The sequence below is a fragment of the Pararhodonellum marinum genome (genome assembly GCF_015354735.1).
Classification (GTDB): Bacteria; Bacteroidota; Bacteroidia; order Cytophagales; family Cyclobacteriaceae; genus Pararhodonellum; species Pararhodonellum marinum.
Genome location: NZ_JACEFJ010000007.1, coordinates 104,818 through 117,034, shown reverse-complemented (window position 1 = coordinate 117,034; position 12,217 = coordinate 104,818). Strand labels below are relative to the sequence as shown.

12 protein-coding genes are annotated in these 12,217 nt (G+C 43.4%); 7 read left to right on the top strand and 5 right to left on the bottom strand.

Annotated features, from left to right (window positions below; genetic code table 11):
- Window position 1 precedes the first annotated feature (1 nt).
- Genes H1A14_RS13980 through pdeM form a run of 4 tightly spaced genes read right to left on the bottom strand, consistent with a single transcriptional unit; the run spans window position 2 to window position 2,627 of the window.
- The gene (locus H1A14_RS13980; RefSeq protein WP_194776896.1) at window positions 2-799 is read right to left on the bottom strand and encodes an undecaprenyl-diphosphate phosphatase; all 798 of its coding nucleotides are present in this window, start codon (window positions 797-799) and stop codon (window positions 2-4) included.
- Window positions 799-1,008 (bottom strand): DUF3098 domain-containing protein, encoded by a 210-nt coding sequence (locus H1A14_RS13975; RefSeq protein WP_194776895.1) that lies wholly within the window; start codon window positions 1,006-1,008, stop codon window positions 799-801. The genes H1A14_RS13980 and H1A14_RS13975 overlap by 1 nt, the downstream gene beginning before the upstream one ends.
- Window positions 1,009-1,010: 2 nt before the next feature.
- Window positions 1,011-1,901: a cell division protein FtsX gene (locus H1A14_RS13970; protein WP_194776894.1), complete on the bottom strand. Its 891-nt coding sequence runs from the start codon at window positions 1,899-1,901 to the stop codon at window positions 1,011-1,013.
- A gap of 51 nt (window positions 1,902-1,952) precedes the next feature.
- The gene (pdeM, locus tag H1A14_RS13965; protein ID WP_194776893.1) at window positions 1,953-2,627 is read right to left on the bottom strand and encodes a ligase-associated DNA damage response endonuclease PdeM; all 675 of its coding nucleotides are present in this window, start codon (window positions 2,625-2,627) and stop codon (window positions 1,953-1,955) included.
- Window positions 2,628-2,808: 181 nt separating this feature from the next.
- Here pdeM and H1A14_RS13960 point away from each other — a divergent pair, with 181 nt between their 5' ends.
- Complete coding sequence (locus tag H1A14_RS13960) at window positions 2,809-3,240, top strand: DUF2147 domain-containing protein (RefSeq protein WP_194776892.1); 432 nt, start codon at window positions 2,809-2,811, stop codon at window positions 3,238-3,240.
- Between the two features lie 49 nt (window positions 3,241-3,289).
- Here H1A14_RS13960 and H1A14_RS13955 read toward each other — a convergent pair whose 3' ends face one another.
- A complete protein-coding gene (locus H1A14_RS13955) occupies window positions 3,290-3,679 on the bottom strand; it encodes a VOC family protein (RefSeq protein ID WP_194776891.1) in 390 nt (129 codons plus the stop codon).
- Window positions 3,680-3,832: 153 nt separating this feature from the next.
- Between H1A14_RS13955 and H1A14_RS13950 the strand changes: the two genes are divergently transcribed.
- From H1A14_RS13950 to H1A14_RS13925, 6 genes are all read left to right on the top strand, one after another.
- Entirely contained in the window at window positions 3,833-5,155 is a 1,323-nt protein-coding gene (locus H1A14_RS13950) for a serine hydrolase domain-containing protein (protein WP_194776890.1), read from the top strand.
- A 19-nt stretch (window positions 5,156-5,174) separates the two neighbouring features.
- Window positions 5,175-6,011: an alpha/beta hydrolase gene (locus H1A14_RS13945; RefSeq protein WP_194776889.1), complete on the top strand. Its 837-nt coding sequence runs from the start codon at window positions 5,175-5,177 to the stop codon at window positions 6,009-6,011.
- Between the two features lie 123 nt (window positions 6,012-6,134).
- Window positions 6,135-7,490 carry an AGE family epimerase/isomerase gene (locus H1A14_RS13940; RefSeq protein ID WP_194776888.1) on the top strand — a complete coding sequence of 452 codons (1,356 nt, stop codon included), beginning with the start codon at window positions 6,135-6,137 and terminating at the stop codon, window positions 7,488-7,490.
- A gap of 173 nt (window positions 7,491-7,663) precedes the next feature.
- Window positions 7,664-9,217, top strand: a complete 1,554-nt coding sequence (locus tag H1A14_RS13935) for a M20/M25/M40 family metallo-hydrolase (RefSeq protein WP_194776887.1) — start codon at window positions 7,664-7,666, stop codon at window positions 9,215-9,217.
- A gap of 473 nt (window positions 9,218-9,690) precedes the next feature.
- The gene (locus H1A14_RS13930; RefSeq protein ID WP_228527787.1) at window positions 9,691-10,461 is read left to right on the top strand and encodes a carbonic anhydrase family protein; all 771 of its coding nucleotides are present in this window, start codon (window positions 9,691-9,693) and stop codon (window positions 10,459-10,461) included.
- A 139-nt stretch (window positions 10,462-10,600) separates the two neighbouring features.
- Window positions 10,601-12,211, top strand: coding sequence for a sulfatase family protein (locus tag H1A14_RS13925; protein ID WP_194776886.1), 1,611 nt, complete (start codon window positions 10,601-10,603; stop codon window positions 12,209-12,211).
- The last annotated feature ends 6 nt before the right edge of the window (window positions 12,212-12,217 follow it).

The following is a 12,217-nucleotide window of genomic DNA, read 5'->3' as shown; positions in this document are numbered from 1 at the left end:
TTTAAATAATCAATCCAGCCACTATGGCAACGATACCTACTATGGCGCAATAGATGGAGAAATATATCAGTTTTCCCCTTTTCACTATTTGGATCATCCAGACACAGGCCAAAAGCCCGGCAAGAAAGGCAGCGATAAATCCGGCCGTCAGTACTGAACCGGGGATGCTTTCTGCCAGTTCAGGGGCTTTGATGTACTTGATGACCTTAAGGAATGAAGCGCCCAAAATAGGAACCAACACCATCAAAAAAGAAAATCGCGTGGCCTCCTCCTTTTCGACACCCAATAACAAGGCAGTCGAAATGGTGGCTCCGGAACGGGATATACCTGGCAAAACTGCCAAAGTCTGTGCGATGCCTATGAGCAAAGCTTTTGGAAAGGTAACTTCCCCATTCTTTTTGATCACATAATGGGAAAATAACAAAAGGAGGGAAGTAATCAGCAACATGCTCCCCACAAAAATGATTTTTCCGCCAAAGAATGATTCGATTTGTTCCTCAAAAAAGACCCCTACTATACCTATGGGGATCAGAGTCACTGCAATTTTGGCTATAAATTGTGTTCCGGCATTCCATTGGAACTTGAACAAATCCATGAAGATGGCCCAAATGTCTTTTCTGAACACCACAATGGTGCTCAAAGCGGTTGCGGCATGGACCACGATGGTAAATAGCATGTTATCACCTGCTTGTACGCCAAGTATGTAGCTACCAAGTTCTATGTGTCCACTGCTGCTGACAGGTAAAAATTCGGTCAATCCCTGGACGATGCCAAGTATGATCGCTTCAATTAAGGTCATTAATTTTCCTTTGGTTTATGAAAAATGGCATAAAATTGAAAAATAAATCCTATCAAGGTGATTACAGGTCCCAAAGTGAGGCCCATTACCCCAAATCCATGTTGGGTTTTATCAAGGCCTATGATGATAAATCCAAGGGCGATGATACCTATGCCTATTAGCATCAGCTGATAGTTTTTCCTTGAAAAAGGCATGTTGTTCTCACTCATGTTTAATAAAGTTCGTCTAGTGACATATTTAAGTATTTGTTGACTGCCCTCAGTGTACTGAACAAAGACAAGATGGCCCCGATCAAAATCAGGGACCCGAACAGAATAAGGAGCAGTTCATTGTTTTGTAGGACGCCAAATCCGTCAATGTTGGCCTTGGCATATTCGATCAATAGATAAAGTAACCCAGATGAAAGCAGACCAGCTAAGGCACCGAAGACGAAGGATCTCCCCAGAAAAGGTCTTCTGATAAAGCCTTTGGTGGCACCGACCAGTTGCATGCTGCGGATAAGGAACCTTTGGGAAAACAAAGCCAAACGAATGGTATTGTTGATCAGAATGATTACTGTGATGATCAAAATCAGGATAAAGGCACCCATCACCAGACTCACTTTTAGCAGGTTTTTATTGATGGAATCGATGAGGTCGCTCATATAGGTAACTTCAAAGACCCCGTTCATGGCTTTTATTTCAGTCACAATTTCCTCAATCTGCTCTGAAGTCTGAAATTCCTCACTGACGGCAAAAGTATAGCTGTCACGCAAAGGGTTATCGTCCAAAAACCGGGTAAAATCCTCTCCCGTATCCTCCAAGAAGTTTTTAGCAGCTTCTTCATTGGAAATAAAGGTGATCACAGGTTGCCCCTCCTTATTCAGTACATAAGGTTTTGATTCCAAAGTTTTTCCAATCTTGTTCCTGTCGGCCTCGGAGATGTTTTTGTTGAGAAAAATCTGAATTTCAATGTTTTCCCGAATAATGGAGGTGAGGGTTTTGGCCTGAATTAAAATCACGCCAAAGAGGCCAAGAATGAACAGGGAAAGCGTGGTACTAAAGAGTACACTTGCAAATTTAAAACTGCCCAGTTTCTTCTTTTTTCTAGCTGGTTTATCCATGGAGGGTATTGAATTGGTCAAAATTAATCAGGTATCCGCATTAAACCAACCTTATTGCATTAAATTGATGGCCATGACTTTGTTCTCTGTGACAACGTAAATTTCGTCCTCACTGGTGCAGGTGACCACATATAAACCCGTAAATTTCCCGAAAGCAGGCAAAATCAACAGATTTTCTTTTCGGTAAAAACAAGGTAACCTGAGCCTTTGTCTCCCCGCAGACCTCAAAGCATACCCAGGGTGGATGTGTCCACAGACATTAAGAAACCCTTCTGGTACCTTATCCAAGGGTTGGTGACTCAACAGCAAAGGACCATATATCAGTGGTTCCACATGAACTTTGAGATTAGGCGATTGGTAGCTGAGGGCCGGCAAAATATCGTGATTTCCTTTGATCAAATGGAACTGAATGTCTGGGAAGCTTTCAAAAAAATTCTGAATATCGCCCCATTGTGCATTTAGACTGCTGTGAAAAAGGTCCCCCAGAATCAACACCTCTTTGACTGAAGTCTCAAGAATCAGCCGCTGTAACACTTTCAAATCGTCCCGATGAGGTTGCTCAGGAATAGGAATACCGAACTTCCTGAAATGGGCAGCCTTCCCAAAATGCAAATCAGCAAGTAATAGTGATTTTTTATCGGGGTAATAAAGTGCTTTTTCTTTTAACATATGGAATTCCACATCGTTGAAAACAAAGGGAAAAGCTCCATTAATAAGTTTTGACATATGGTATGCAAATCTAACAAAAGCCTTTGGCAAATGTGGGGTTTAAAAGAAATTGAAAATCTCAGCTCAAAAAAACAGTTCCTTGTCCAATTGACCAATCATTAGTTTGGCTTGGCTTTTGCATTTTGCACATGCAGTAAGTGTTAATTAAAAATGTTGCAATTTAAAACCAATGACTAAAATGAAAACTTTATCTTTTCTTTCCGCCTTGTTTTTTTTGCTTTCCTTCCATCTTATGGCTCAAAAGGCCGATGATATCGTAGGGGAGTGGTACAATACAGAGAAAGATGCCAAAATTGAAATTTACCAAAACGGAGATACATTTCATGGCAAAATAGTATGGCTTGAAAATCCTGAGGAAGACGGAAAGCCCAGACGTGATGTAAACAATTCAGACAAATCCAAAAGGGATCGCCCAATCATGGGCATGAACCTCCTTAGAGACTTTAAATACAATGATGGAACCTGGGAGGACGGCACCATTTATGATCCCAAAAACGGAAAGACCTATTCCTGTATCATCAAAAAGAAAAACCCAGAGGTACTAGAGGTCCGTGGTTATGTGGGCATTTCCCTGATCGGAAGAACAGTGGAGTGGACCAAGGCAAAATAAGCTTCTGATCGAAATAGCATTGAATGATTGATTTGGGAATGGATTACCTCTATTCCCAAATTCCATTTGGTACGATTTCCAGAACATGACCAAAGGGGTCTTCAAAATAAAAGCTTTCCATCCCCTCTTTCCAGTCCTGCTCATGGGTAATGGATATTCCTTTTTTCAGTAGCTTGGCTTTTGTGCTTTGATAGGCTATTATGTCAACTTCGAAAGCCACATGTTGGGGGCCATGGGCATAGTGGGGAGGGAGGTTGCGCTCATTCTTAGTGGCATCTGGAATAAAACACAACAAAACCGATGAGCCACACCTGAAAAAAATATGCCGGTCGGTGACTTTGGAAATAACAGGCATTTCCAGGATCTCTCCATAAAATGTTTCAGCCTGGTCAAGGTCGGAAATGTAAAGACAGGTTTCTTTGATTTGCGTATAGTTCATAGTTAAATTTAATTTTATTTCCCGGGTTCTACAATTCCCTCAAATGGCCTATTGAAATGATAGAAATTTGGACAGGGATTCTTTTGTCAATTTTTATCCGATTCATCACCTTAATTTTTTTATCTTGGATGATTCATTCAATTTGGATTATCTATGACCTTTTACCATTACCCATTCATTCCATTAAAATCACTATTGATTTTTTTGGTGTTATGTAGTGCCCATCCTGTTTGTTCGCAGACGGCTTCGCAAAAAAAATCCCCCTTTTTAACCCAAGGCACTCCACAAAACGCCGGGATGTCAGCTCAAAGATTGGAAATAATCTCTGAAGTGTTACAGGAAGCCGTAGCCTCTGATGCAATCCCGGGAGCTGTAGCCTTGGTTGCAAGAAATGGTAAAATAGTGTACCATCAAGCCTTTGGAACGGCTGATCCTGAAACAGGTCAAGCTTACCGCAAAGACGATATTTTCCGGATTGCTTCCCAAAGCAAAGCCATTACGGCAACAGCCGTCATGATGTTGTGGGAAGAAGGTAAGTTTCAGTTGGATGATCCCATTGATAAATTTATCCCGGAATTTAAAAACCCCAGGATATTGAAAGATTTCAGATATGCCGACACTACCTATACAACTGTCGAAGTCTCCAAGCCGATTACCATCAGACATCTGCTCACCCATACCTCAGGATTGGGTTATGGGGAAATCGACGGGGACGATAGGATGAAAATGATCTATCAGAAAGCAGGGATCACAGACTTGTTCACTTCAGAAAACATCAGCATTGCCGAAAGTGTGAAAAAGTTGGCAGCCTTACCTTTGCACCATGAGCCGGGAGAAAAGTATACCTATTCGGAAGGGTTGGATGTGTTGGGCTATTTGGTGGAAATTGTTTCCGGTCAGCCATTCGATGTGTTTTTGAAGGAAAGACTCTTTACACCTTTAGGCATGAAAGACACCGGTTTTTATCTTCCAGAAGAAAAAGCAAACAGATTGGTTCCGGTGCAGACCAAAAAAGACGGTGAATGGATCAGGTATCCGGTCACCTTTTATGATCCGGATTACCCTATTTCAGGCGCTAAGCGTTTTTTTTCAGGTGGAGCAGGTTTGGTAAGCACAGTAAGTGATTATGCAGCCTTTTTGCAGATGTACCTCAATAAAGGTGAATTGAATGGAACCAGGATTTTGAGCAGGACGACCATCGACATGATGATGGCTGACCAAGTCAATGGCTTGTGGGGCAATCCCGGGAATGCCCATTATGGGCTTGCTTTTGGGGTAGTAACTGACAAAGGACAAGCGCTGGGAGGAAAAGGTTCAAAAGGAACATTTGATTGGGGAGGCTATTTCAATACCTCCTATTTTGCCGACCCAGAAGAGCAGGTCATCGGTATTTTGTTTAAACAGACCAGATCCATACCCGGAGAAGCCACCTCATGGAAATTCAGACAAATCATAGGCGCATCCATAGATGATTGACATTTACTAAACCCTGTATATGAACCACTACGAAACCACCTATAAGACGCACGATGGCCTATCCCTTTACCTTCAGGCATGGCTTCCTGAAAAACCCAGAGCCGCCATGCTCTTGGTCCATGGTTTGGGAGAGCACAGTACAAGGTACACGCATCTGGCCAAGAAATGGGTAGAGAATGGCATTGCAGTTTACTCCTTCGACGGAAGGGGTCATGGAAAATCCTCCCTGCCAGAACCCACCGCTTATTTTGACAACTTCGAAGATTACCTTAAAGACATAGCGGCGCTGCTCGAGAAGGTAATCACAAATTCAAAAGGTATCCCAGTGTTTCTTTTTGGTCACAGCATGGGAGGTGGCTTGGTGACTAAATTTGTCATTGATCATCAGCCTGAAATAAGAGGTGTGATCTTAAGTGGTGCTGCATTGATGCCTGCGGTAAATGTATCCAAACTGCTCATCGCCGGCAGTGCTTTCTTCGGAAAGTATTTTCCAAAACTGAAGGTTCTCAAACTGGACAGTGCCCTGGTATCACAAGATCAGGAAGAGGTGAAAAAATATGATGAAGACCCATTGATATACCATAAAGCCATCCCAGCCAGGACAGGCAGTGAGTTACTCAAAGTCATGGCTGCCATCAAGCATACCATGTCTGCTTTTAACTTACCTGTATTGATCATGCACGGTTCAGAGGACCTACTGACCAACCCCAAAGGAAGCCAATTGCTTCACGAACAAGCCGGTTCTAAAGACAAAACCTTCCTTTCCTACAAAGGATTTTACCATGAAATTGTCAATGAAATAGAAAAGGAGAAAGTGATGCAGGACATGCTGGACTGGATCTTGAAAAGAATTTAGGGAGATCTGAGGGCATACTTATTTCCAAGAAATGCTATTTTATTCTATTAATCATCATTATTTACATTTGATACTGGATATTAATGAATATTTTTACAAGTACCCTTTTTTATCAACTTATCTATGAAAAAACTACATTACTCCTCGGCAATCTGGTGTCTATTTTTCCTTATCGCAAGCAGTTTTGCCACTCGTTCCACTCCCAACCCTGAGGCCAAACGCATCGCCGCTGAGATGGAAGAGTTCGTCAGGGCTACCATGCTATCTGCCTGGTATCCGCAGGCGATCGATCGGGAATATGGTGGATTTCTAAGTCACTTTTTATATGATTTCGAGCCCGGTCCTGATCAGAGAAAGATGATCGTGACGCAGGCCCGACATACCTGGACCAATGCTCAGGCCGCCATGCGCTATGACCAGGAACCCCATTATTGGGAGGGAGCCAAATGGGGGTATGAATTTTTGAGGGATAAAATGTGGGACAAAACCTACGGAGGTTTTTTCACTTTGGTGGACCGCCAAGGAAAGCCCATCGATGAAGATCAGATCAAGACAGCCTATGGCAACAGTTTTGGCATATTTGCCTTGGCCGCTTACTACAAGGCCACCAAAGACCAGGAAGCTTTGAACCTGGCCATTGAGGCTTTCAATTGGTTGGAAAAGCACAGCCACGACCCGGAATACGGTGGTTATTTTCAGCATTTGGCACGAGATGGGAGTCCGATTGTTAGAACTGCCGATGTGCCGAGTACTTCTGATTTGGGCTACAAGGATCAAAACAGTTCTATCCATCTTTTGGAAGCCTTTACGGAATTGTATCAGGTATGGCCTGACCCGCAACTCAGGATCCGATTGAGTGAGATGTTGTTGTTGATCAGGGACAAGATGGTGGATGAAAAGGGTTTTTTAAGGCTTTTTTACGAAGCAGATTGGACACCGGTATCTTTTCACGAAGAAGATCGCACCGTGATCTTGGCCCACAAACAACTGGACCATGTTTCTTATGGGCATGATGTGGAAACGGCCTTTTTGCTCTGGGAAGCAGCCCACGTGCTGGGAAGAGAAGTAGATACCTATACACTCAAAATCGCCAAAAAAATGGTAGACCATGCCCTTGACCATGGTTGGGATGCGGAAAAGGGAGGCTTTTACGACGAAGGCTATTATTTTTCCCAGGATGCACCCAGTGTCATCAAAATGGGAAAAAACTGGTGGGCGCAATCAGAAGCGCTAAACACCCTCGCCCTGATGCATGTGCTTTATCCTGAGGATGAAAGGGATTATTGGGGCAAATTCAAAAAGCTTTGGGAATATTATCAGGAATATCTTATAGATGAGGAGTTTGGCGATGTGTATTCTGGCGGATTGGATTTACAACCTGAGATGAAAACGGGGAACAAAGGCCACCTCTGGAAAGCCTCTTACCATCAATTCCGGGGTGTGACGCATGCGATCAGCCTATTGAAAAAAATGCAGTAAAAAAGCATGTCAGTTTCCACTGGTGTAATTTCCAAACAAAATTTGGTGGAGGGAAGAGCAATTGGCTATTTTTAGATTTGGAAAATCCATTTAAGCTTTGGTTTGAATTCGAATTGTAAGGACTTTCGAACCAAAAACAAACTAAACATCAACTCAAATATAAAATTTAAGGAATGAAAAAATTCACCATACTGCTTTACCTGGTTGGCCTATTTGTCTTTTCAAATGTTCAAGGTCAGACTGACCAAGGAATCATCGATGCCCTTATCAAAGAGGCAGAAGAAAATTCACAGCTGGAAAACCTGGCCTATGAATTACTCGATGTGATCGGGCCAAGGCTTGTAGGCACCCCCCAAATGAAGCAAGCCCATGACTGGGCTGTGGCCAAATACGGTGAATGGGGTATCAGCGCCAGAAATGAACAATGGGGTGAATGGAGAGGCTGGGAGAGGGGCATTACCCACATCGACATGGTTCACCCAAGAACAGTAACCCTGGAGGGTACCCAATTGGCCTGGAGTCCCTCCACCAAAGGGAAAGCAGTAACGGCAGAAGTCATTGCCCTGCCGGACGTGGCGGATTCTATTGCCTTTCAGAACTGGCTGAGCAATGTCAAAGGAAAATATGTGATGATTTCCATGCCCCAGCCCACCGGAAGGCCGGATGACAATTGGAAGGAATTCGGTACGGAAGAATCCATTGAGAAGATGCGCCTTGAAAAAGCGGCCGCTTCAGAAGCCTGGGCAAACAGGGTTTCGAAAACAGGCCTGGACCGGATTACTTTGCCAAGGGCTCTTGAAAAAGCCGGGGCAGTAGGCATTGTGATGTCTTATTGGTCCAACGGCTGGGGTGCCAATAAAATATTCGGTGCCAATACGAAAACGGTTCCCACCATAGATTTGTCTTTGGAAGATTATGGCATGCTGTATAGATTGGTGGAAAATGGAGCAAAACCCCAAATTCGGGTTACTGCTGATTCCAAAGAACTGGGGGCAGTGCCTACCTTTAATACCATAGCTGAGATCAAGGGAGTGGAAAAGCCAGATGAATACGTGATTCTTTCCGCCCATTTTGATTCTTGGGATGGGGGAACTGGGGCCACAGACAATGGTACCGGAACCATCGTCATGATGGAGGTTGCCAGGTTACTGAAGCTGCATTATCCCAACCCCAAAAGAACCATTCTGGTGGGCTTGTGGGGCAGCGAGGAACAGGGGCTGAATGGCTCAAGGTCATTCGTGGAAGACCATCCTGAGATCGTAGCTAAAATGCAGGCCCTTTTCAATCAGGACAATGGTACCGGAAGGGTAGTCAATATATCAGGTCAGGGCTTTTTGCATGCCTACGAACACTTTTACCGTTGGTTGGCTCCGGTTCCTGAAGACATCAAAAAGCACATCAATACCAACTTCCCCGGATTTCCCGGAGGTGGTGGTTCTGATTATGCCTCTTTTGTGGCTGCAGGTGCTCCTGGTTTTTCCTTGAGTTCCCTGAGCTGGGATTACGGCAGGTACACCTGGCACACCCAGAAAGACACTTATGATAAGATCGTCTTTGATGATGTCAGAAGCAATGCGATTCTAACCGCGATCCTGACCTATATGGCTTGTGAAGAACCGGAATTGTTGCCCAGAGATAGGGCTGTACTTCCTGCCAGTCCCCGAACCGGCCAACAATTGACCTGGCCCCAGCCAAGACCGGCCACCAGAAAAGGCGGATTGGACTAATTTTTAATCAAATAGTCCACAGACTCTTCATTCTAAATTCAACATTCATCATTCGTAATTCGTAACTCGTAATTCATCTCTATGTAGGCAGGCAAGGTGACGGTAAAAAAGGCAGTAATCCCATTTCCGAATACGTCATTCTCAAATAGTAAATCGTAAATAAATACTATTTACAACTTTACAGCCATTACAATGACTAATGGTTTTAGATAAAATCATGCTGTCAAAGCAACAACAATATTATTTCATCACACAGACATAATCTTACTTTAATTTAAGGTTTTTTTATTAATTTAGGATTAATTATTGGTTTGAAAGAACATATCCCCTATAGAAAAGTGAAGGTGTTTTAGCGAAATTATCTATCGTTTTTTTTGCTAAAATCAGGATGTGCTAAGGAAAGGTTAATTCTATCCAAGAATTTTGATTTTTAAAGAGAACATTTTCCATTTTATTCAAACCGTTTCAATCACATGAAAAAATCATCAAATTACAGCAGAATCAGTAAGGTAATGGCAGTGGCAACACTATTGGCCATGGTGGCTTGTGAAAGCCCCACCACAAATGAAAGCAACCTAGAAGCTGAACCAACATCCCAATTACCTGAACCCCTGGTAGAACCTGTGCTCACTCAAGCTGAAAGGGATGCGCTCAGTCCCGAATCCATCTACCAATCGTTCAAAGATGGGAATCAACGATTTGTCAATAATGAGTTAACGGTGAGAAGTCATTCAAATCGTGTCAGAGAAACCGCTACAGGTCAATTCCCAAAAGCGGTGGTCATATCCTGCTTGGATAGCCGAGTTCCGGTCGAGGACGTTTTGGATAGGGGATTAGGAGATATTTTTGTGGGAAGGGTAGCCGGTAACTTTGTCAACACTGATTTGTTGGGAAGTATGGAATTTGCCTGCAAGGTTGCAGGGGCTAAGGTGATTTTGATCTTGGGTCATAAACATTGTGGAGCAGTTCAGTCGGCCATAGATGACGTTCAGCTGGGAAATATCACTGCCATGCTTGCGAACATCAAACCTGCTGTAGAGATGACCACTTCTTCAGAAGGAGCAGACAGAGCGGCGAGCAATGCTGATTTTGTTTATGAAGTAGCAAAAAATAATGTCCGGTACAACATGGATTTGATCAGAGAGAGAAGCCCTATCCTCAAAGAGATGGAGGACAATAGGGAGATCAAAATCGTCGGTGGTTATTATGACATCACAGATGGTTTGATTCAGTTTATTGAATAGATTTAAACCTCCTTCTGGGCTTATGCCCAAGGATTGATAGAGTCCATCCCAGAAAAGGGATGGATTTTTTTTGGATTGATCCCAAAAAGAGTTTTTTTATGGTTAATTTTTAGAATCGATTAGCGCTACATAAAAAAACATGCTCATGAATACACTCAAAAGGACAGCTTTTTTAATTTTTTGTGGTTTGGCATGGATTAAGTTGGCCTTTGCGCAAGAAGTCAAAAGGCCAAATATCATATTCATGATGGCAGATGACCATGCGTATCAGGCCATCAGTGCTTATGATAGCAGTTTGATCCAAACGCCCAACATAGACCGCATCGCCAAAGCAGGCATGCTTTTCACCAATGCCTGTGTGACCAATTCCATTTGTGCACCTTCCAGAGCGGTGATCCTGACCGGTAAACACAGCCACATCAATGGAAAAATCGACAACATTTCCCCATTCGACACCACCAATATCACCTTTCCCCAATTGCTCCAAACCGCCGGATACCAAACGGCCATGTTCGGGAAGCTGCATTTTGGAAACAATCCAAAGGGGTTTGATGAATTCAAAATCTTACCCGGACAGGGTCATTACTACAATCCTGATTTTATTACTCCGGAGGGTACGGTCAAGGTGGAAGGCTATGTCACCGATCTGATCACAGACATGACTTTGGATTGGTTGGAAAACAGGAGGGAAGAGGACAAGCCCTTTCTGCTAATGTACCTGCACAAGGCCCCCCACCGCGAGTGGGAACCTGCTGAGCGGCATCTTCAGGAATTCACCCACAGGACCTTTCCTGAGCCGCCAACCCTTTTTGATGATTATGAAGGGAGAGGGACTGCGGCGAAAACGGCTCAAATGAACCTGCTGAAACACATGAATTGGACGGGTGATTCCAAACTATATCCGGCAACAGTAGAAGAATTGGGACTTAGGGATTTTGAAAAATGGGGAACCGGTAACTTTAATCACAACTACGGAAGGCTCAATGAAAAACAGAAAATCAACTGGGATGAGACCTATGTACCTATCAATGAAGCGTTTAAAAGGGATTTTCCGGAAATGGACAGTTCCCAACTTATGCAATGGCGCTACCAAAGGTACATGCAGGACTATCTGGGCACCATAGCCGGGGTAGATGAAAATGTTGGCCGATTGTTGGATTATCTGGAACAAAATGGGCTTATGGACAATACCATCATCGTCTACACCTCTGACCAAGGGTTTTATCTGGGAGAACATGGCTGGTTTGACAAAAGGTTTATTTATGATGAATCCTTCAAAACCCCTCTTTTGGTGCAGTGGCCAGGAAAAATAGCAGCAGGCTCCCAAAATACCAAAATGGTTCAAAACCTGGATTTTGCCCAAACATTCTTGGAAGCTGCCGGAGTCAATGCACCTGCGGACATGCAAGGGGAAAGTTTGATTCCCCTATTGCAAGGAAATGACCAGGAATGGACCAGGGAATCCGTTTATTATCACTATTACGAATATCCGGGGGTACATGCTGTGAAAAGGCACTATGGTATTGTGACCGAGGATTTCAAACTGGTGAAGTTTTACTATGATGTGGAGGAATGGGAGCTTTATGACAGGAAAAATGATCCCATGGAATTGCGCAACGTCTACCATGACCCTGCATATGCAGAAACGGTAAAAATTTTGCATGAACAACTTTCAGATTTGAGAATAAAATACAAAGACTCGGAAGAGCTGGATCAATTTTATATCTCAAAATCAGGAAAAATGCCCTAAACTATT

Coding starts and splice junctions, on each gene's coding strand:
- pdeM (WP_194776893.1), bottom strand. CDS start 2,627: ATGTCAAAACTTATTAATGGAGCTTTTCCCTTTGTTTTCAACGATGTG.
- H1A14_RS13960 (WP_194776892.1), top strand. CDS start 2,809: ATGAAAACTTTATCTTTTCTTTCCGCCTTGTTTTTTTTGCTTTCCTTC.
- H1A14_RS13955 (WP_194776891.1), bottom strand. CDS start 3,679: ATGAACTATACGCAAATCAAAGAAACCTGTCTTTACATTTCCGACCTT.
- H1A14_RS13980 (WP_194776896.1), bottom strand. CDS start 799: ATGACCTTAATTGAAGCGATCATACTTGGCATCGTCCAGGGATTGACC.
- H1A14_RS13925 (WP_194776886.1), top strand. CDS start 10,601: ATGCTCATGAATACACTCAAAAGGACAGCTTTTTTAATTTTTTGTGGT.
- H1A14_RS13935 (WP_194776887.1), top strand. CDS start 7,664: ATGAAAAAATTCACCATACTGCTTTACCTGGTTGGCCTATTTGTCTTT.
- H1A14_RS13950 (WP_194776890.1), top strand. CDS start 3,833: ATGACCTTTTACCATTACCCATTCATTCCATTAAAATCACTATTGATT.
- H1A14_RS13975 (WP_194776895.1), bottom strand. CDS start 1,008: ATGAGTGAGAACAACATGCCTTTTTCAAGGAAAAACTATCAGCTGATG.
- H1A14_RS13940 (WP_194776888.1), top strand. CDS start 6,135: ATGAAAAAACTACATTACTCCTCGGCAATCTGGTGTCTATTTTTCCTT.
- H1A14_RS13970 (WP_194776894.1), bottom strand. CDS start 1,901: ATGGATAAACCAGCTAGAAAAAAGAAGAAACTGGGCAGTTTTAAATTT.
- H1A14_RS13930 (WP_228527787.1), top strand. CDS start 9,691: ATGAAAAAATCATCAAATTACAGCAGAATCAGTAAGGTAATGGCAGTG.
- H1A14_RS13945 (WP_194776889.1), top strand. CDS start 5,175: ATGAACCACTACGAAACCACCTATAAGACGCACGATGGCCTATCCCTT.